The following is a 21107-nucleotide window of genomic DNA, read 5'->3' on the forward strand; positions in this document are numbered from 1 at the left end:
TTATTCTTTTGAAGATTTCTTACTTTCTTCCAATTTTTTAATATTTTCTAAATAATCCTTAATTTTTTGATCATTATTTCGGGGACATATTAATAGTGCTTCTGAAGTATCCACTATTATAAAATCTGTTAGTCCATCAATAATATATATTTTATTCGAGAGGTCTGTTTTTATAATGGTATTACTGGTATCGTATGTATAAATATTGTTACCGTGTACTGCATTCCCTTCTTCATTTTTGTTAAAGTTCTCATATAATGCACTCCATGTTCCTAAATCACTCCACCCGAAAGTAGAAGGAATCACCCAAACATTATCAGATTTCTCTAAAATGCCATAATCAATTGAAATTTTTTCAATTTTAGAATAAATTTTTTCTACAGCCTCTGGTTCTTTATCTGTGTTATATTCAGGGATTATAGATTCAAAAGATCGATACATATCCGGAAGATATTTTTGATAAGAACTTAAAATACTTCGACTTGACCAGATAAAAATTCCTGAATTCCATAAAAAATTCTTACTTTTTAAGAACTCTTTAGCCGTTTCTAGATTCGGTTTTTCTTTAAAAGATTTCACTTGATAAAGCCCCTCTTTGCCTTCCTTAATGTACTCAATATATCCATATCCGGTGTCAGGTCTTGTCGGAGCAATACCTAAAGTTACCAATATATTATCATGACTAGCATGTTTTAAAGCGTTTAATACATTAGTAACAAATTGATTCTCATTGATAATTAAGTGATCTGAAGGAGCAACGATAATACTTGCATCCGGATTTAATTTATGGATTTTTTCTGCCATATAAATGTTACAGGCAGCTGTATTCATCATTTTGGGTTCACCGATAATTTGGTTTTTTGAAATATCGGGTAATTGACTCAATGTAAGATCAACGTATTCTTGATTAGTGATAACAAAAATATTTTCTTTTAAGATAATTTTACTTAATCTTTCAAATGTTTGCTGAATTAATGTTTTCCCTGTACCTAAAATATCATGAAACTGCTTTGGGAACTTTGTGGTGCTTATTGGCCAAAAACGACTACCTATACCTCCGGCCATAATTACACAATAATAATTCTTATTCTTTGTCATAAAACATTTATTTCAGTAACCGGAGCATTCTCCGCAATCAAATATCTTTTACCTGTATTTTTTTCAATGCAAATATAGCGAGTTTTTGATTTCTTTAATTTATAAAAAAATTTATTGTTAATTTTAAATAAAGCATTTACATGTAAATCTTTCAATAACAACGCATTCGGATCTTGTTTTCTTATAAAATATTCAGATAATTTTTTATCTGCATAAAAACTTGCTTTGGGATTCTGCATAAAAACTTTCAATATCACTTTTAATTCTTCTTCATATACATCAATACTTTCAGAAATCATTTCAGAAAATGTTTTTTTCCACTCTTTACCATGAGGTTGAATTCTTCTAGAATACAAATCAAAAGCTCTTAAATGTGCTATTTCATGGGTTAAAGTTAAAAAACATAACGATTTTAACATACCCGAATTTACTGTTATTATATGAGGATTACCTTCTTGTGGAACTCTATAATCTCCTAATTTAGTTGATCGTGGTTTTTTTATAACCAAATGAAACCAATATGGTTCCAGCCATTTTTCAATATAAACTATTGCTTCTTTAGGGATATGGGGATTTAATTTTGAATAATCTACTTTTTTAGAAGTTTCCACTATATTTTTAAATATTTCTGTAAATTTTCTTCAAAAGTAAGCCTTTTATATTAAATAATGGAATATAACGACTATATACCTTTCTTGAGAAAGGTAATTGTAAAAAATATTTTTAAGACTTATAACTTTAAAAATATCTATCTTTGTGAATTAGATTAATATCAAAATATGGAAACATGCAGTTCTTGTGGTTCGGGAGAACTACCTAAAGGATGTAAAAATAATGGAGCTTGTGGAACTGGAAATTGCAACAGTAAACTTTCTGTATTCAATTGGTTATCCGACATACACCCCCCTACTCAAAAAAATCAACCCCAATATATTGAAGTACGATTTAAAGACGATAGAAAAGATTTTTATCTAAATGATTCCCATTTACCCCTATCAATTGGTGACATAGTTGCTGTGGAAGCTAATTCAGGACATGATGTAGGGATTGTATCTTTAACCGGAGAGTTAGTCAAAATCCAAATGAGGAAAAAAAAGGCTAAAATTGATGAACTGTTTAAAGTTTATAGGAAAGCTTCTCAAAAAGATATTGAAATTTGGCAAAGCTATAAAAACAAAGAGCACGCGGTTATGCTTGATGCGAGACAAATTGCCAGGAGTTTGGGACTTCAAATGAAAATTTGTGATGTAGAATTCCAAGGTGACGGATCGAAAGTTACCTTATATTATACGGCTGAGAGCAGAGTAGATTTTAGACAGTTAATTAAAGATTATGCTATGACCTTTCGCTCAAAAATCGATATGCGGCAAATTGGTTACAGGCAGGAAAGTGCCAAAGTGGGAGGAATTGGATCCTGTGGGCGAGAGTTGTGTTGCTCTACTTGGCTGACAGATTTCAGATCTGTTAACACTGCGGCGGCAAGATATCAACAATTATCCATCAATCCGCAAAAATTAGCCGGACAATGTGGTAAATTGAAATGTTGTCTTAATTTTGAATTAGACACCTATGTGGACGCCTTAGCTGATTTCCCTTCCAGCCAAACTGTATTAGAAACTGAAAAGGGAAAAGCATATTGCATTAAAGTGGATGTATTCAGAAATCAAATGTGGTTTACTTATACTGATAATTCTATTTCTTGGTATCCTGTAAATATTTATGAGGTTAAAAAATTAGTTGAACTTAATAAAAAAGGTGTAACTATTAAACCATTAGATGAACTTCAGGAAAAAGAAGATTTAAAAGTTGATTTAATTGAAGAAAATAATTTGAATCGATTTGAAAAAAAATCGAAATCAAATACTAAACGGAAATCCAAAAATAAAAATCAACAGCGAACCAATTCAAAAAATACAACTGAAAAGCCTAAACCAAAAGCTAAAGCTAATACTAACGTTCAATCAAATTCTAATCAACCTAAAAAAAGAACCCCTAAAAAACCTAAATAATTTTTTTAGAACAATTTTAAATGAAAAAATTTCTTTTTATATCTCTTTGCTCAACGCTTCTTTTCATAAATTGTAATCATAAGTATGAATACTCACAAATGAAAAGTATCAATAATTCTTGGAGTAAAAAAGATACTTTAAATTTTAATTTTACCATTAAAAATGCTTCCGACAAAAAAAATATAAACTTTATAGTAAGGAATAATGAGGATTATCAGTTTAGTAATCTTTATTTATTTATTAAATTAAAAGAAGGAAAAAAAATTATTAGTACCGATACCTTAAATTATATATTAGCTGATAAAACAGGAAAATGGCTTGGTTCGGGCATGGGATCCATTAAAGAAATTTATTTTCAATATAAAAAAGATTTCTCATTTACTAAAAACGGGGACTATACTCTTTCCGTTGTTCAAGGAATGAGGAAAGACACTTTAAAAGGTATTGTAGACTTTGGAGTAACTATTGAATAAACTTACCATAGAATATATATTATGGCATTAACAAATAAAAATAAGAATAAGACCAATACTATAAATAAAATAAATAAATCTAATTCCACTAAAAAATTTATAAGAAAATTTTTTATATGGTTTTGGGGATTATTTTTTGCCGGAATTTTATCATTTGCTTTACTTTTCTTATTAACGATTTATGGCTTTTTTGGAGAAATGCCCAATGTTAGAGATTTGGAAAATCCGGATATATTTGTTGCCTCTGAAATTATATCTGCAGATGGTGTTGTAATTCAAAAGTTTGAAAAAGAAAAAAGAATCCCGGTAGAATATCAAGATTTACCACCATACCTTATTTATGCTTTAATGTCTAAAGAAGACGAACGTTTTCCTTACCATTCAGGGGTTGATAAAAAAGCTTTATTCAGGGCTGTTTTTTATGGTGGAAAAAGAGGGGGTGGTAGTACTATAACCCAGCAGTTAGCGAAACTTCTTTTTACGCAAAAAGATGATGACGAAGGTAACTTTTCTTACAAAGGGGTATCGCAAAATAAATTTCAACGAGCTTTCCAAAAAATAAAGGAAATTATAATCGCGGTTCAACTCGAAAAATTATATACTAAAGATGAAATCTTAACTCTTTACTTAAATAAATTCGATTTTTTATTTAATGCTAATGGTATTGCAACTGCATCCAAGGTATATTTTAATAAAAATGTTAAAGATTTGGATCTATCACAAAGTGCCACATTGGTTGCTATGTTGGAAAATCCGGTAGTAAACAATCCTAAAATTAATCCTGAAAATGCTAAAAAAAGAAGAAATGTTGTCTTGGGCTTGATGAAGGACCAAGGTTACATTACTGAAGCAGAATTCAATTCTATTAAAGAAACTCCTATTGAGCTTAACTACAGACCGGTAAAAGAAATTGGTGAAGGATATTCCGCTTATTTTAAACATGCTTTAAAAAAGGAAGTAAATGCCGTTTTAAATGATTATGAAAACCAAACAGGAAAAAAATATAATCTTTATAAAGACGGACTAAAAATATATGTAACTCTAGATTCTAGAATGCAAAAATATGCTGAAGAAGCGATTGAAAAGCATTTAAAAAATCTTCAAAAATCTTTTTTCAGAGAGCAAAAACAAAGGAAATACGCTCCTTTTTACACTTATCCGGGAGATCCCAAAATTGATTTTTTATACAATAAACTCATGACAGATGCCATGAAAAGAACCGGAAGGTATAAAAACCTAAAAAATAAGGGTTTATCTGATGAGGAAATTTTAACGGAATTCAAAAAACCAATCAACTTACAAATTTTTACTTGGAAAGGCGATAAAGATACTTTAATATCTCCCTGGGATTCTATAAGATATCATAAACATATTATTCAAGCAGGGCTAATGGCAATGGAGCCTCATTCGGGAAATATAAAGGCATGGGTTGGAGGTATCAACTGGAAACATTTTCAATACGATCATGTTAAACAAGCACGTAGACAGGTAGGTTCCACATTCAAACCTTTTGTATATGCCACAGCCATTAAAAACCTAAATTACACCCCTTGTACACAAGTTTCAAATGCAACTTATACCAAAGGTAAATGGACTGTTGCCGGAAATGGCGCTTCTATGCCTTTAAAAACTGCACTTGCCTATTCCAAAAATGCGGTAACAGCAAGACTAATTGATGCTACCGGATATGATGCGGTTATAAAAATGGCCAGAGATTTAGGAGTTGAAAGTCCTATACCCAGAAACAATACTATTGCCTTAGGTTCTGCAGACTTAACCATTTATGAAATGGTTGGAGCCTATAGCACTTTTGCAAATTTTGGGAATTATACCAAACCTGAAATGGTTTGGCGTATTGAAGACAGCAACAATAAAGTAATTAAAGAATATCAACTACAGGTAAGAGAAGTTATGAATGAAATATACGCTTACACTATGATTGAATTAATGAAAGGGGTTATTGATCAAGGTACAGGCCGAAGAGTCAGGAGTATGGGTATTGATGCTGAAATTGCAGGTAAAACAGGAACGACCAATAAAAATGCCGATGGATGGTTTATAGGAATTGCTCCTAAATTAGCTACCGGCATATGGGTTGGATGGGAAGACAGATATGCGCATTTTGAGTCAACTTCCATTGGTCAAGGAGCAAGTATGGCTTTACCTATTTGGGCCTATTTTATGCAAAAAATATATGCTGATCCTAAATTGGAAATAACCCAAAAAGATAAATTTGCCAGACCGGAAACTATGAATGATAATTTTAGTTGTGATGATTTAGCTTCATACGGTGCTTACGACGGAAGTTATTCTTCAGATGAGGATGGAGGGTATTATAATTCATCGAACGAAAACCATGGTTCTATTAAAACGGAAAATATAAATCGAGATACCAGAAAAAAAGATTCGGTAAATTTTGATAAATAAATAATAAATAAGTTAATTCACTCTTTATTTTACATTAAAAATAAGCAGATAAACTTTATTATTATAAATAGCATTTTTTTTATTTTTTTTTGTATTTGAGATAAAAATTAAGGATTACACTCAAATAAACATGATAAACTATCCATAAAATAATCTCATCTAACTAATATCTGTCACATTATGTTAACACAAAATTACGTACCTTGCAAATTATTATAATAATTTAATGATTTCTCTAATCACATCTGCAATTTTACTTGGGCTAATTCTCAGTCTTGTTTTAATAGGTCCCGTATTTTTTCTTCTGATTGAAACCAGTCTTACTAAAGGAATAAAACCTTCCATAGCTCTCGAAGCCGGTGTAATCTCTGCAGATATACTTTGTATATATGTTTCGCATACAGGTAGTAAAGGTTTACTAAAGTTTATAGACACTCATCCATCAGTTTACATGATTGCCGGTTTTGTAATTTTTATTTACGGATTATACAATATTCTTTCAAAAGGTAATTTGCATATTAAAACAGATGCTAATATTGCGACTACCAATTATTTTAAAACCTATATGAATGGTTTTTTACTTAATTTGGTTAATATTGGTGTTATCGTATTTTGGCTGACTACAGTTGTATTAATATCCGCACAATATTCAAAACCCTCCGATTTTTATTTATACATAACCATTCTATTAATTACTATGGTGTCTGTTGATATGTTAAAAATATTTTTAGCTTCCAAGTTTAAGCACCAGCTGACCGATCAACTTGCCTATAAAATAAAAAAAATTGTAGGTATTGCCCTTATCGTATTTGGTATTATTATCTTTGGTAAAAGCTTTATAAAAACTAAAACAGAAAATCCTTTTGAATTAATTGAAAACAATAACTTCCGAAAGAAAAAGTAACACTAAAAAAATAACTTTTCTTATTTACTTTACGATGTAACCTTTCAGTTTTAGCTTTGTCTATACTGAAAATAAAATTAATAAATGACTTCAAGTAAATCCATACTATCAACATTTTGTTTAGTACTATACACCTTTATATTTTCACAAAACATTGTTATAACAGGAACCATAATTACAGATAATAACCGTCCCGTACCCTACAGCAGCATTACTTTAACCAATTTAGAAGATACTTCTAAAGTATTTGGTGGGTTGGCTGACGAAAAAGGTAAATTTTCAGTTAAAGTAACAACGGGAGAATATGAATTGGTGATAGATCAGGCGGGATTTGATTCATATGTCGATCAAAAGTCACTTCTTCAATCAACTTCCTTAGGAAATATAAAGATTGAACAAACGGCTAAAGAATTGGAGGGAATTGTTGTAGAAGGAAAAAAGCCCTTATATAAAGTTGAGTTGGATAAAAAAATATATGATGTATCTCAAGATTTAACTGCCAAGTCAGGAACTCTTTCAGATGTTATGCAAAATGTTCCATCGGTGACTGTAGATGTAGATGGAACGGTTAGTTTACGAGGTAATGACAATGTTAAAATTTTAGTTGACGGTAAACCTTCTGCCATGTTAGGAATTAATGATACTGCCGAAGCTTTAAAATCCATACCGGCTGATATGGTTGAAAAAATCGAAGTAGTTACCAATGCTTCTGCTCGTTATGAATCTTCAGGAACTGCAGGTATTATAAATATAATTACCAAAAAAAATAGAAAAAAAGGTGTTACCGGAAGTATTCAAATGTCCGGAGGATCTCCACAATCGTACGGTACATCCATTAATTTAGGATACGGCAAAAAAAAATGGAACTGGTTTACCAATATCGGTTTTAGGTATGGTAAAAATAAAGGTAAAGAGAAAAAAAATTACATTGGTTATGATATGAACCACCTTATGGATGAAAATTCCCTACAAGATTCTAAAAGGAATAGAGAAAGAACTTCCCTAAATGCAAGTACGGGATTTAATTTTACTTTTGACGAACATAACTCATTATCTACATCTATAGGATATAATTATAATACCAGCAATTATTTAAGCACCACCCACTATAATACCACATTATATCCCTCACTTATACAAAGCTTTACAGAAAGAAAAGAACGAGAAAACAGAAATAATTACGGAATCGACGGAAATTTAAATTTTACGCATAATTTTTTAAAAAAAGGAAATGTACTAACCGTTGACGGATTCTACTCCTATAATCTAAAAGATTCCGATTCTAAAATTTTTGATCGAATTCCCGGTTTAAATACCAATGATAATACGCAAACCAAAATAATGTTGAAATCTGATTATGTATTGCCTTTTAAAGAAGGTTCTCAATTAGAAGCCGGAATGAGAGCTGATTATTCTAAAATTAAATCAGATTTTTCTTTAAATGAATTTAAAAATAATTCGTGGGTTGTGAATCCTGACCAAACAGACAATACAGTTTATCAAGAAAACATTTTATCTTCTTATTTACAATATGGAAATAAATGGGGGGGATTTTCATTTTTAGCAGGATTAAGAGAAGAAACGTCAATTATCAAGGTTGTTTCTCGTCAAGCTAATTCAACCATTACTAAAAATTATACGGACTTATTTCCTACTCTTCATCTAAATTATGATCTAACGGAAAAAAGCCAATTACAAATCAGTTACAGTCGAAGGATATTTCGTCCGGACAGCAGAATGCTTATCCCTTATAAAAACATTTCTGATGACAGGAATACTCGTCAAGGAAATCCGGACTTAGACCCGTCTTACACCAATTCGTTTGAATTGGGATATAACCTTCAACAAAGTAATTGGGGAATTACTCCATCTTTGTATTATCAACGAACTCAAGATCCTTTACAATTCATAACTACATCAGACCCTTTAGGAAATTTAAATACCATGCCTACCAATTTAGGACATGAAAATCGATACGGTGGTGAATTATCATATTCTGTAAATCCTTACAAATGGTGGAAAATTTTTGGAGATGTAAATTTATTTCAATACAAAAGCTATGGTAATTATTCGTATGAAAAAATTAATACTATAACCGGAAGTACCACTTTAGTTACCGAAAATTTAGATAAAAAAGGATTTACATGGAGAACTCGTATGAATATGACAGTAAAACTTCCTGAAAATTTTAATTTTCAATTACAAGGAAATTACATGGCACCTTTTAAAAATGGGCAAAATAAAAGTAAAGAAATGTACGGAATGGATTTAGGAATCAGCAAAGATATATTAAAAGGCCAAGGTACATTCCTTTTCAATATACAGGATGTTTTTGATTCTAAAAAAAGGAAATTTAAAACATACGGAGATGATTTTTACAGATATTCGGAAATGCAATGGCGCCCTAGACAGTTTACCCTATCTTTTACTTATAGATTCAACAAGGAAAAACGAAACGAAAAAAAGAACCGTACGCAAAACAACAACTCAGATTCTGAATTTATGGATTTATAATTTAAAATTTGTTGGTATTTCATAATGCATTGAAAAACATATCACTTACCCATTAAAAACACGTTTATCCATTTTTAGTGCTAGTCAATGCAGTTTTTAAAAACTAACTGATTTAATTGTGTTTGTACTAGTTAATTTATTTTTATTTTATTTAAAATAACTTTCAATAATTTGGACAAATAATCTCTAACTCATTGTTATATTGTTATAATACTTGATGAAAATAATTCTTTATTTTTTTTATTGTTCATAAGGAAGTAAACAACCTTTTGTCGTATAACTATATTTCGCATGTTATGCTTTAATTAACTTTCTTAGAAAATTAAAATTTTTCTTCATTACTTTATAAAGCAGTTCCCTAAATATAATTACAGCTTGTAATAAAATTAATCTTTAACTTGCGTTAAATTAATTTTAATGAAAAGAATATTTTTTATTTGCTTCCTACTTATAGGACTCATATCTAATTCACAAATAAATAAATACTATCAACAACAGGCAGATTATAAAATGAATATTGATGTTGATGTTAAAAATTACCAATATAAGGGTCATCAACAAATTACTTATACAAACAATTCCGAAGACACACTTTCTGTTTTTTATTTCCATTTATATTGGAATGCATTTCAACCAAATTCTATGATGGATCAGAAATTACAGGAACTAAATAAAACTGCTGACAAACGAATGATTACCAGTGATGGGAAATCACGAATCTCATCGTTGAAGTCTAATGAAATAGGATATCAAAAAATTAAATCCTTAAAACAAGAAGGTATACCGGTTACGTTTACTGTTGAAGAAACTATTTTAAAAGTACAATTGGCTAAACCTATATTACCTCATACCACCACTCATTTTGAAATGGAATGGACCTCACAGATTCCACCGGTAATTCGAAGAGCCGGAAGAAATAATTCCGAAGGCATTGATTTAACCATGACCCAATGGTACCCGAAAGTAGTAGAATACGATTATGAAGGTTGGCATACCTTTGATTATATCGCAAGAGAATTTCAAGGTGTTTTTGGAAATTATGATGTAACGATAGCAATTGATAAAAATTATATTATTGGAGCCGGTGGAGTTCTCCAAAACCCCAAAGATGTTAAAGGATATCTTGCAGATGCTCAACCGGTTGTTAAAAAAAATAAAACATTCTGGCATTTTAAAGCAGAAAATATTCATGATTTTGCCTGGGCTGCCGATCCTGATTATACAGTTGATTCAATCTCCATAAAAAACGGACCTTTGGTTTATTTGATTTATCAGAAGTCTGAGCAAACCAATTATTGGGAAGAATCTAAACCTTATATCAAGGAATACTTTTCTCTTATGAAAGAAAAGTTTGGCGCCTATCCCTATCCGACCTATTCTTTTATTCAAGGAGGAGATGGTGGCATGGAATATGGGATGTGTACTATGATTATGGGAAATGCAAAATCTTTGGAAGGACTTGCCGATTTGATGTTTCATGAAGCCTCTCATTCTTGGTTTCAGCATATACTTGCTTCCAATGAAAGTATGAGAGCTTGGATGGATGAAGGGTTTACTTCGTATGCAGAACATTTAATGATGGCTAAAATATTTCCTGATTATGTAAAAAATTATCCAAACCCTCATTATAATAGTGTTGAATTTTACACAGAATTTATAAAAACTAGACAGGAAGAAGTTATGGGTATATTTTCCGATCATTTTTTAACTAATAATGGCTATAGTGTTGCTGCCTATATTAAAGGCGAGTTGTTTTTAGTGCAATTAGAATATATTGTTGGTAGACAAACTTTTTTCAAAATAATGAAAAATTACTTTGAAACATGGAAATTTAAACACCCTACCGACAGGGATTTTATACATATTGCTCAAAAAATATCAGGCATGGATTTAAAATGGTATTGGAATTATATGACTTATACCACTCGAACTATTGATTATGCTATCAAAAGCGTAGGAAAAGAAGGAAAAACCACTAAAGTAACACTTGAAAATCTGGGTAATTTTCCGATGCCGATAGATGTTAATGTAACATATACAGATGGTTCTAAACAAATATATAATATTCCTTTGAATATGATGCATAATTATAAGAAACAAGAATCTGATGTTAATCAGAAAAATCTACCTTATTGGAAATGGACACAAAAGGAATATGAATTTAGTCTGAATGTATCACCTGAAAAAATTAAATCTATTGAAATTGACGCGACCTATCGAATGGCAGACATCAATAGAGAAAACAATATTTATCCTAAATAAAATATACATATGCTTTTAGTAGTAAACATCGGAAATAGTAATATACGTTTTGGAATATTTCAGGAAGAAGAGTGTATTAATTCATGGGTAATGAATACTAAACCTTATAAGAGTGAAGATGAGCTATTTTCTCAATTTAAAATGACTTATCAAAACTATGGGATTAATCCTAATGATATCACCGAAATAGCAGTAGGTTCCGTTGTTCCCCATTTAACATATCCTGTAAGAAAATCGCTAACCCGTCTTCATAATATAAAAACAGTTCAGGTAACCAGAAATACCCCTACAGAGCTAACGTCCAGTACCCCGCAAATGGGTACCGATCTTTATGCCAATGCATATTATGCTTATAAAAAATATAAGGGGACAAAAATTATCGTAGATTTCGGGACTGCATTAACTTTAACTTGTGTCGACAAAACCGGAGATATAAAAGGGGTAATTATTGCTGCCGGTGTCATAACTTCTTTAAATTCTCTAATTGGAGCAACTGCTCAACTTTCAGATATTGAAATGCGCACTCCTAAAAGCGTACTTGGTAAAACCACGGAAGAATCTATGCAAAGTGGAATGGTGTTTGGTTTTTTAAGTATGGTTGAAGGATTAATTGATCGGATTAATAAAGAATTAGGGGAAGACACTTTTGTAATAGCTACCGGAGGACTCGGCCATCTATTTGCTCCCTTAACAACTAAAATTCATATTTATGATCGTTTCCATACCATAAAAGGGTTACGGGAACTATACTTAAAACAAACCCTAGAAAATGAAAATTCTAAATTTTAGCTACCCATTTTGTATGTATAATTATAGATAGTAATGGATACTTTTTTTACTATTATAAACTTTTTAATATCATAAATTTAAAAATACACACATTATACATAATAGTTGTATTATCATTTTATGAAAATATTTACATAAATAAAATTATAAGTTATCCCCTTTTTACAGCTACTATTTTTATTAATTAATTGATTCTTAAAATATCAATAATTTTTACCCCAATATTATTTGGCAAAATAGGTAAAGCTGTATCGGCTCGAAACATAATCTTATATCCTTGACTAATTGAATTTGAATCGGAAAGTGTAGGAAAAGCTATTTGAAATTTTACACTACTGCCGACATTAGTTCCTGCGGGAACAATAATTGCATCTGAATAAACCGTTTCTCCGGTAGCATTTGATACAATTGAGACATAAAATATACCATTTGTAATCGGTTGTCTGTTTAAAATTTGATATTCAAAATTAATACGGAAAAAATTGGCTTGATCAGTCATTTTGTTTTCAAAGAGTAGTGTTCCAGAATCGCCATTTTTAGGACTGAGAATATCTGTCGGTGAATTTGATGGTGAGGGCCAAGTACCATTTACAAATTTAGGATTTACTGTGACTGAATTATTTTGAATTAATAATCCGAACGATTGAGTTCCTGAAAGTGGAACATACCCCGATTGATTAATACTTATTTTTACACCTACTAAATTTTTACCATCTGAAGGTGAAATACTATTGTTGTTATTACTGGAATAGAGGCGTTGCCATTCATGTCCATTAAACATATAAACTCCGGCTTCTCTTGTATAAACCTGGTTATTAATTGTTTCTGTAAATCCATCCGGTTCATAAATAATTAAACCGTTTGCAGGATTTTTAATTGTAACAGTATCTTTTATAGATGTAATATTTACTCTTGGAGGTAAAAACCCTTTATTAGATGATTTTATGTCTAAAATGGAAGAGCTGTCCGGAGTTTCTGTACCTATACCTACTTGTCCAAAAAGAATAATTGCATGCACAACGAAAGCGAAAATTGATAAAATTTTCTTCATAAAATTAAATTTAAAAATGTTATTTTGGGTAAAAATTGAGAACTTTAAATCTTCTCAGACAGATAATTTAGATGTAGAGGCATTTAAATAATTTACAAATATCATGCCCATATAGTGCTATGTATGAATTATTTACAATTTAGTAACTATACAATTTGAAGTAAAAATCATTTCGTTGTAGGATAGATGCAATACCGCTGATTTTTATTCAATGAAATATATTTTTTCTTAAAGATATAACTATGAAGTTATGTAAAAACTAATTATTATTTAAGTAATATACTTATTTCTACGTTTTATTGCTATTCTTTAAATTCAACAATTGCCTTAATAAAAGCTTCAGCATTTTCTAAAGGGACATTGGGTAAAATTCCGTGACCTAAATTGGCTATATATCGTTGAACACCAAAATCACGGATCATTTGTTGTGCTTCAGAATAAATTTTTTCAGGAGAAGACAATAATTTAGCCGGATCAAAATTTCCTTGCAATGTAATTGCATCCCCCGTAAATGCTCTGGCTTGTTGAGGCGTAATCGTCCAATCTACTCCTAAAGCAGAAGCCTTAGATCGGGACATGGTTTGTAATGCATACCAACAGCCTTTTCCATATACTATAACTGGAACTTTGGGTGCTAAAGATTCAACAATCTGATTTATATATTTCCATGAAAATTTATCATAATCTTTAGGAGAAAGCAAGCCTCCCCAACTATCAAAAATTTGTACGGCATCTACACCATATTCAACTTTTTTTAATAAATACCGGATGGTATAATCTGTAATTTTTTGCAGTAATACATGAGCCTGTTTTGGATTTTTAAAACAAAACGATTTAGCCTTATCAAATGTTTTAGAACCTTTACCTTCAATAGCATAGCATAAAATCGTCCATGGGCTTCCTGAAAAACCGATTAAGGGAATTTGATTATCTAGAAGTTTTTTAGTAAGGGTTATAGCATCCAATACATATCCTAAACTTTCTTCAATCGGAGGATTTTTCAATCTATCAATATCAGATTCAGAAGTGATAGGATTTTCCAAATAGGGGCCTACGGATTCCTTCATTTCAAAGTTCAATCCCATAGCTTGAGGAACTACTAAAATATCTGAGAATAAAATAGCCGCATCTATAGGAAACCTTTTTACAGGCATTAGAGTTATTTCTGCTGCCAATTCAGGAGTTTGACAACGGGTAAAAAAATCATACTTATCTCGTAAAGCTCTAAATTCAGGTAAAAATCTACCAGCTTGACGCATCATCCATACCGGTGGACGTTCGACATGTTTACCTTTTAAAGCTTCCAGAAATAAAGTATTTTTAATCATTTATTTTCTTTTTTTATTAGTTCAAGTAAGGATTCCTTTGTTGTATCTTCCGGATAATATATTTTGTATTCTCCCAATGTACTAACCGTTTCTGCGGTGGTTTTACCGCTTGTAAATATAATGGTTTCCTGCGGAATCTCATTCATGGAACTAAAGGATCTTACTGCAGAAGGACTTGTAAAAACAATAGCATCATATTGTTTATCTATTTTATGAGGAGTTAAAAGGGTTTTATAACATTCTATTCCAACAACTTCCACTCCATTTTTACGTAAAGCATCCGGTAAAATAGTAAGCGACAAATTTCCTTTAAAAAAAACATATTTTTTTATATCTGTTTCCAGCATTCTTTCCAACAAATCTTCAGCATAATTGGTTATAAATGCAATATCTCTGTTCTGTCCGTATAATTCTTTTGCAGTACTTTTACCTACTACAAAAAATTTACCTTCCAATTCTATATCCTTGATTGCTTTTGCAGAATTTTTACTGGTTACAATAAACGAATCAACATCTAAAGGTATTTGCTTAATAAATTCGTAATAAGGATAGATTTCTACATATATAAAAGGAATATAATCAATTTCATATTCCTGCTCATAATCATCCGGAATTGAGAAAGATGAAGTAAATAATATTCTTTTCATATTAAATTGATTTATACAAATATACTGTTATTAAATGCACCTAAAAAATCAACAACTTAAAATATCATCATTTTGTAACAAAATTCATACATTTTATCATTTTTTTATCCTTATTACCGAGTTTTTAAAACAATATTGCTTTAAGAATCATTATTTTTAAAGTATAATTAATAGGAAATTCAACCTATTATACTAAGTGACTATTCATAACGATTATTTGATTATTTGGTAAGTCGTTAGAGAGTTTTTGAACTATTAGTTAATTAAATTTATTATCCAATAATTTCTGATATTCATAAAATTGTAACAAACATCCTTTGCCAATCGGTAATGATTCATCACTAATAAACCAAAATCTTTTAAATTTTGAAATACTTTCCACGAGATAATGACTGCCCATAAAATAGCTTCTTATTACTTTTACAGGAATACCCGATTGAGAAATTATAAATTGATGCGGATAAATTAAAATTTCATCTTCTACTAAATCTTCAAACAGGTTTGGAAAATCTGCCCTTTTTAAAATGGTATTTTCACCAAATAAATTGGCAACATAAGTATTTTCGGGATTTCGATATATATCATGAGGATTGCCTTGTCGTATAATTTTACCTTCTTTAATAATCATCATTTCATCTGCATACGCCAAAGCGTCTTCTATTTCATGGGTGGCTAAAATAATGGAAATATTATTTTCTTTAGCAAAATCAAAAACAGCTCTTTTTAGTATATTTTTCTTAAAAGTATCGACTTGAGAAAATGGTTCGTCTAATAACAACACTGAAGGAGTTTGAGCTAAGGCTTTCGCCAATGCTACTCTTTGTTTCTGTCCTCCACTTAGTGAAATAGGTTTTTCATCTACATAATCCGCCATGCCCACTAAATCGAGCAAAAACATAATTCTGTTTTGCTTTTCTTTCAAATCTATATTAGAGAGAAATTTACCCACATTTTCGCCAACGGTTGCATAGGGCATAAGCCCGAAATCTTGTTCCAAATATTTAAATTCAGGTTCTCCGGGAACTAAATTTCCTTTAAATCCTGCTAATTTTTTTCCTCTATAAATAACTTCTCCACTCTCCCATTCCAACAAACCATAAACTAACTTTAAAATGGTACTTTTACCGCTTCCACTTTCTCCTACAAGTGCCAGCATATTTCCTTGCTTTAAAGTAAAAGAAAGAGATTCAATTATTTTTTTATCTTTAGTGTATGAAAAACATAGATTCTTAACTTCTAACATATAGACTTATTTGTAAAATTCTCTGATTATGATTCAATGCTACAAATGATACTGGATTAAGCATAATTTCACAAATTTAAACTATTAATGCTAAAAACATCTTTTAAACTTTTATTTATTTTACTATAAATTTAATGCGGTTTTAACTGTTCTTTGGACAAAATTTTGAATATAATTTTTGTAATTAGTATCAAATATTGTTTTCAAATCATATATTATTCAAATGCTTATCCAACCTTTTTTAAAAGATCAATTACTTATTATACTTAAAAAATTGCAATTTTGCAGGAAAAATCCTTCCATCTGTAATGATTGTATGTATAGCTGAAAAACCAAGCGTCGCTAAAGATATTGCTCAAATTGTAGGGGCAAAAGAGAGAAAAGACGGATTTTACCAGGGAAACGGTTATCAAGTTACCTGGACTTTTGGTCATTTGTGTACGTTAAAAGAGCCTCATGATTATAACCCAAACTGGAAGTATTGGTATTTGGAAGACCTTCCTATCATTCCGTCTAATTTTGGAATTAAACTTATTTCCAATAAAGGGGTGGAAAAACAATTCAAAGTAATAGAAAGCCTGGTTGCTGAATGTGAAGAGGTAATCAATTGCGGGGATGCCGGACAGGAAGGTGAATTGATCCAACGGTGGGTATTGCTTAAAGCAAAATGTAAAGTTCCCGTAAAACGATTATGGATATCATCTCTTACAGAACAGTCTATAAAAGAGGGATTTGAAAACCTTAAGGATTCTTCCCAATATGAAAATTTATATGCTGCCGGAAGTGCCCGCGCAATCGGCGATTGGCTTTTGGGAATAAATGCTACCCGACTTTTTACTAAAAAATTTGCCATAAATAAAACTTTGTTATCAATTGGTAGAGTTCAAACGCCAACATTGGCAATGATAGTACAACGACAAAAAGAAATTGATTCTTTTGTTATTGAGGAATACTGGGAATTAAAAACCATGTATAAGAATGTGGAATTCATTGCCGATATCGACCGATTGAAAAGCGAAGACCGAGCTAAAAAAGGATTAGAATATTTACAGAAATATCCTTTTGAAATAGTTTCTTTTGAGAAGAAAGAGGGAAAAGAAAAGAATCCTCGTTTATTTGATTTGACTTCTCTACAAGTAGAGGCAAATAAAAAGTACGGTTATTCTGCTGATCATACTTTAAAGTACATTCAAAGCCTCTATGAAAAGAAATTCGTTACCTATCCTCGGGTTGATACCACTTATCTTTCGGAAGACTTATATCCTAAGATCTACGGAATTCTTTCAAGCATGAAATATTATGAAAATCTTATTTCTCCTCTTTTAGAAAATCCGATACCAAAATCGAAAGCTGTTTTCGATGACACTAAAGTTACGGATCATCATGCTATTATACCTACCGATATTTTACCCGAAGGTATCTCGACTGATGAAAAAAAGATTTACGATCTTGTTGCCCGAAGATTTATTGCCGTATTTTATCCTGAATGTAAAATTTCCAATACTTTGGTAACTTCAAAAGTTGGTGAAGTACCCTTTAAAGCAAGCGGTAAACAAATTTTGGAACCGGGATGGAGAATCATCTATGAAAAAGATAAAAAAAATGAAAAAGAGGAAAATTTAATTCCGGTTTTTGAGGTTGGAGAAAGCGGTCCTCACGATCCATTCATTCATCAAGGAAAAACTACACCTCCTAAGTATTTTACCGAGGCTACTTTATTAAGAAGCATGGAAACCGCAGGTAAACAAGTAGATAATGAGGAGATGAGGGAAGTAATGAAGGATAATGGTATTGGACGCCCTTCTACTCGAGCAAATATTATTGAAACTTTACTACATAGAAAGTATATCGAGAAAAAAAGAAAAAATATTTATGCCACCTCAACGGGAATGGATCTGATCGACACGATACAAAGCGAAATTTTAAAAAGCGTTGAGCTTACAGGTCTCTGGGAAAAAAAACTCAGACTCATTGAAAAAGGGGAATATTCTTCCGATCTATTTAAAAAGGAACTTATCGAAATGGTAACCGACCTGACCCAAGAAGTTAAAAACAGTCAATACAGACGAATATCCATACAAGAGAAAGAAAATACTCAAATAAACGAAAAATCTAAAAAGCAAACCACAGCCCTACGACCTGTAGAAGATTTATTCTGTCCAAAATGTAAAACTCATAAATTGATCAAAGGAAAATCTGCTTACGGCTGTTCCGATTTTAAAAATTGCAGTTTTACTATACCTTTTGAAATATTCGGCAAAAAATTAACTTTAAAACAAATATCCGATTTAATAGGTAAAGGTAAGACAACAAAAATAAAAGGATTTACAGTTCCTGAATCTAAGGAGAAAAGGGACGGTATTTTATTATTTGATGAAAATTTCGGAATAGTATTTGAAACCTAACCAAATCAGCATATATTATGTTAATTTGAAATTTAATTTATTTTTGCAATTATAATTAAAATTATTATTTATGAGTTTAATAAAAGAATTTAAAGAATTTGCCCTAAGGGGAAATGTGGTTGACATGGCTGTCGGTGTAATTATCGGGGGCGCATTTAACCAGATTATCACATCTTTAGTTGAAGATATCATTACCCCTCTTGTTCTCACTCCTGCATTAAAGATGGCTGATTTGACCGATTTGGCTAAATTAACTATTCCGGGAACAGCTATTAAATATGGTAACTTTTTATCCACTTGTCTATCATTTTTAATTATTGCTTTTTGTTTATTTATGATGATAAAAGTTATCAATAGACTTAATAAGAAAGACGAAGAGAATAAAGAACAAGATAACACGCCTAAACCACCTTCACAAGAAGAATTATTAACTGAAATCAGAGATTTACTCAAAAATAAATAAAAAAAAAATCCTAACAGAAGTTAGGATTTTTTATTGTGAATATATTTTTAAAACCTCATACCCAAAGTTAATACAAAATTATTTTGGATATTATTAACTTTTCCTAAATAGGGTTTATCTAAACTTATTGCAAGATTGGATCCACCTACCGTATAAAAATCGCCGGAAAGAGTCGTGCGATAATCTGTTTTAATATATTGATATCCAAGGTCCACAAAAAATTGACCAATATCATATCCGGCTCCAAAAGATAATTTATTTTTTTCACCTGCCAAGTAATTTTTCACAAATACAGGATCGCTGTTTGTATCCCATATTCCTGATATAGAGTTACTTTTCACAGGTGAAGAAGCATAAGCGTAACCGGCGCGTAATTTAAGTTCTCTAAACCTGTACTCAATACCGGCGCGGTATTCTTGGGAATTTCTTACGTAATCATTAACAAAATTATTATTTAACCTATAGTCAACATCTCCTTTAAATTCCATGTCTTTATTAAAGTAATTAATAAAATCAAAATTGAAGGCCAACGAATTATCATCATCAACGATATTGGAAGCAAAGGCTCCACTTAATACCAATTTTCCGGGCGATACATTTTTATAATGATCATAATATACATAATCTTCTACGAATTGTCCTTTATCATCATATCCATATATCCATCGGTAATCATCCATATCAGACCACCAAATAGGAGAATGATAGGCAGCCCCTAAACGAATTTCAGGTGTAATTTTACCGATTACCCCAACATTTAATCCGAAACCGTTGGCTTCTTGACTATAAGGCGTTAATTGCTCATTGAATCTCATATATTCCCCATCTACTGTATTTCTATGACCATATTCAGAATTGCGATCAATATTTAAATAATGCCAATCTAATCCAATACCGAAATATAATCTATCCATGTAATTGGTTGCCAAACTGAATTTCATTTTTGATTTATATCCATTGGTATACTGATCATAATTGACCATTTCATAAAGTTGATCTACATTATCTTTATTAGGATATAAATAATTTAATTTGGTATTTCTGGAAAAGTTTACGTCGTTATCTACTCTTTGATAAGAAAAGTTTACTCCAACGTTTACTTTAAATACGTCTGCTTCATCACCTAAAGCCAATGCAACTCCGGCACCGGGAACATTAAAATTGGTATCGGTATTGGAATTTACTCCGTTGCCCATAGTAGCTTTATTTTTATTCGATAAGATACTCATTGAAATATTCGCTACAGAATTTCTAAAAATACCTAGACCGGCAGGGTTTGTTTCTACGGCACTAAGATCACCTCCTAAAGCCCCCATAGATCCTCCCATACCTATATATCTGGCAGTACCTGTTGTATTATTGGAATTATCACCAAAAATACTAAAAGCATCAGATATATCATTGGGATAAAATCTATTGGTTTGTGATTTACCTATCAAAACCATGGATGAAAGGATAAAACCGTATAATAATTTCTTGTTCATAATTTGAGTT

General features: G+C 30.9%; 16 protein-coding genes. 9 read left to right on the forward strand and 7 right to left on the reverse strand.

Annotated features, from left to right (window positions below; all coding sequences use genetic code 11):
• Together C4S75_RS02720 and C4S75_RS02725 are read right to left on the reverse strand one after the other, a co-directional pair.
• The gene (locus C4S75_RS02720; RefSeq protein ID WP_105296790.1) at positions 1–1098 is read right to left on the reverse strand and encodes a mannose-1-phosphate guanylyltransferase; all 1098 of its coding nucleotides are present in this window, start codon (positions 1096–1098) and stop codon (positions 1–3) included.
• Positions 1095–1709: a SprT-like domain-containing protein gene (locus tag C4S75_RS02725; protein ID WP_158254201.1), complete on the reverse strand. Its 615-nt coding sequence runs from the start codon at positions 1707–1709 to the stop codon at positions 1095–1097. Before C4S75_RS02725 ends, C4S75_RS02720 begins: the two co-directional genes overlap by 4 nt.
• 168 nt (positions 1710–1877) lie before the next feature.
• On the opposite strand from C4S75_RS02725, the gene C4S75_RS02730 reads away from it, so the two are divergent.
• The 7 genes from C4S75_RS02730 (at position 1878) to C4S75_RS02760 (ending at position 12476) form a co-directional block, all read left to right on the forward strand.
• Positions 1878–3107 (forward strand): regulatory iron-sulfur-containing complex subunit RicT, encoded by a 1230-nt coding sequence (locus tag C4S75_RS02730; RefSeq protein WP_105296792.1) that lies wholly within the window; start codon positions 1878–1880, stop codon positions 3105–3107.
• Positions 3108–3127: 20 nt separating this feature from the next.
• A complete protein-coding gene (locus C4S75_RS02735) occupies positions 3128–3580 on the forward strand; it encodes a gliding motility lipoprotein GldH (protein WP_105296793.1) in 453 nt (150 codons plus the stop codon).
• 21 nt (positions 3581–3601) lie between these two features.
• The gene (locus C4S75_RS02740) at positions 3602–6007 is read left to right on the forward strand and encodes a penicillin-binding protein 1A (protein ID WP_105296794.1); all 2406 of its coding nucleotides are present in this window, start codon (positions 3602–3604) and stop codon (positions 6005–6007) included.
• Between the two features lie 226 nt (positions 6008–6233).
• Entirely contained in the window at positions 6234–6911 is a 678-nt protein-coding gene (locus C4S75_RS02745) for a LysE family translocator (RefSeq protein WP_105296795.1), read from the forward strand.
• An 84-nt stretch (positions 6912–6995) separates the two neighbouring features.
• Entirely contained in the window at positions 6996–9425 is a 2430-nt protein-coding gene (locus C4S75_RS02750; protein WP_105296796.1) for a TonB-dependent receptor domain-containing protein, read from the forward strand.
• A gap of 417 nt (positions 9426–9842) precedes the next feature.
• On the forward strand, positions 9843–11687 hold the full coding sequence (locus C4S75_RS02755; protein WP_105296797.1) for a M1 family metallopeptidase: 1845 nt from the start codon (positions 9843–9845) through the stop codon (positions 11685–11687).
• 9 nt (positions 11688–11696) lie between these two features.
• On the forward strand, positions 11697–12476 hold the full coding sequence (locus C4S75_RS02760) for a type III pantothenate kinase (RefSeq protein WP_105296798.1): 780 nt from the start codon (positions 11697–11699) through the stop codon (positions 12474–12476).
• Positions 12477–12660: 184 nt separating this feature from the next.
• On the opposite strand, the gene C4S75_RS02765 is transcribed toward C4S75_RS02760, so the two are convergent.
• The 4 genes from C4S75_RS02765 to C4S75_RS02780 form a co-directional block, all read right to left on the reverse strand.
• On the reverse strand, positions 12661–13527 hold the full coding sequence (locus tag C4S75_RS02765; protein ID WP_105296799.1) for a hypothetical protein: 867 nt from the start codon (positions 13525–13527) through the stop codon (positions 12661–12663).
• Positions 13528–13829: 302 nt separating this feature from the next.
• The gene (gene hemE, locus C4S75_RS02770; RefSeq protein WP_105296800.1) at positions 13830–14855 is read right to left on the reverse strand and encodes a uroporphyrinogen decarboxylase; all 1026 of its coding nucleotides are present in this window, start codon (positions 14853–14855) and stop codon (positions 13830–13832) included.
• On the reverse strand, positions 14852–15502 hold the full coding sequence (locus C4S75_RS02775; protein WP_105296801.1) for a uroporphyrinogen-III synthase: 651 nt from the start codon (positions 15500–15502) through the stop codon (positions 14852–14854). Before C4S75_RS02775 ends, hemE begins: the two co-directional genes overlap by 4 nt.
• A gap of 259 nt (positions 15503–15761) precedes the next feature.
• Positions 15762–16745: an ABC transporter ATP-binding protein gene (locus C4S75_RS02780; RefSeq protein WP_105296802.1), complete on the reverse strand. Its 984-nt coding sequence runs from the start codon at positions 16743–16745 to the stop codon at positions 15762–15764.
• A gap of 308 nt (positions 16746–17053) precedes the next feature.
• Here C4S75_RS02780 and C4S75_RS02785 point away from each other — a divergent pair, with 308 nt between their 5' ends.
• Complete coding sequence (locus tag C4S75_RS02785) at positions 17054–19150, forward strand: type IA DNA topoisomerase (protein ID WP_105296803.1); 2097 nt, start codon at positions 17054–17056, stop codon at positions 19148–19150.
• Positions 19151–19220: 70 nt separating this feature from the next.
• Positions 19221–19613, forward strand: coding sequence for a large-conductance mechanosensitive channel protein MscL (mscL, locus tag C4S75_RS02790; protein WP_105296804.1), 393 nt, complete (start codon positions 19221–19223; stop codon positions 19611–19613).
• A 47-nt stretch (positions 19614–19660) separates the two neighbouring features.
• On the opposite strand, the gene C4S75_RS02795 is transcribed toward mscL, so the two are convergent.
• Positions 19661–21097, reverse strand: a complete 1437-nt coding sequence (locus tag C4S75_RS02795; RefSeq protein ID WP_146105550.1) for an OmpP1/FadL family transporter — start codon at positions 21095–21097, stop codon at positions 19661–19663.
• Positions 21098–21107 lie beyond the last annotated feature (10 nt).

It is taken from the genome of Apibacter sp. wkB309 (genome assembly GCF_002964915.1).
In the GTDB taxonomy this organism is placed as follows: Bacteria; Bacteroidota; Bacteroidia; order Flavobacteriales; family Weeksellaceae; genus Apibacter.

Bases quoted from the DNA above. Each gene is read 5' to 3' on its own strand.
- mscL (WP_105296804.1), top strand. From the start codon at position 19,221: ATGAGTTTAATAAAAGAATTTAAAGAATTTGCCCTAAGGGGAAATGTG.
- C4S75_RS02750 (WP_105296796.1), top strand. From the start codon at position 6,996: ATGACTTCAAGTAAATCCATACTATCAACATTTTGTTTAGTACTATAC.
- C4S75_RS02740 (WP_105296794.1), top strand. From the start codon at position 3,602: ATGGCATTAACAAATAAAAATAAGAATAAGACCAATACTATAAATAAA.
- hemE (WP_105296800.1), bottom strand. From the start codon at position 14,855: ATGATTAAAAATACTTTATTTCTGGAAGCTTTAAAAGGTAAACATGTC.
- C4S75_RS02765 (WP_105296799.1), bottom strand. From the start codon at position 13,527: ATGAAGAAAATTTTATCAATTTTCGCTTTCGTTGTGCATGCAATTATT.
- C4S75_RS02745 (WP_105296795.1), top strand. From the start codon at position 6,234: ATGATTTCTCTAATCACATCTGCAATTTTACTTGGGCTAATTCTCAGT.
- C4S75_RS02795 (WP_146105550.1), bottom strand. From the start codon at position 21,097: ATGAACAAGAAATTATTATACGGTTTTATCCTTTCATCCATGGTTTTG.
- C4S75_RS02755 (WP_105296797.1), top strand. From the start codon at position 9,843: ATGAAAAGAATATTTTTTATTTGCTTCCTACTTATAGGACTCATATCT.
- C4S75_RS02730 (WP_105296792.1), top strand. From the start codon at position 1,878: ATGGAAACATGCAGTTCTTGTGGTTCGGGAGAACTACCTAAAGGATGT.
- C4S75_RS02775 (WP_105296801.1), bottom strand. From the start codon at position 15,502: ATGAAAAGAATATTATTTACTTCATCTTTCTCAATTCCGGATGATTAT.
- C4S75_RS02760 (WP_105296798.1), top strand. From the start codon at position 11,697: ATGCTTTTAGTAGTAAACATCGGAAATAGTAATATACGTTTTGGAATA.
- C4S75_RS02780 (WP_105296802.1), bottom strand. From the start codon at position 16,745: ATGTTAGAAGTTAAGAATCTATGTTTTTCATACACTAAAGATAAAAAA.
- C4S75_RS02785 (WP_105296803.1), top strand. From the start codon at position 17,054: ATGATTGTATGTATAGCTGAAAAACCAAGCGTCGCTAAAGATATTGCT.
- C4S75_RS02735 (WP_105296793.1), top strand. From the start codon at position 3,128: ATGAAAAAATTTCTTTTTATATCTCTTTGCTCAACGCTTCTTTTCATA.
- C4S75_RS02720 (WP_105296790.1), bottom strand. From the start codon at position 1,098: ATGACAAAGAATAAGAATTATTATTGTGTAATTATGGCCGGAGGTATA.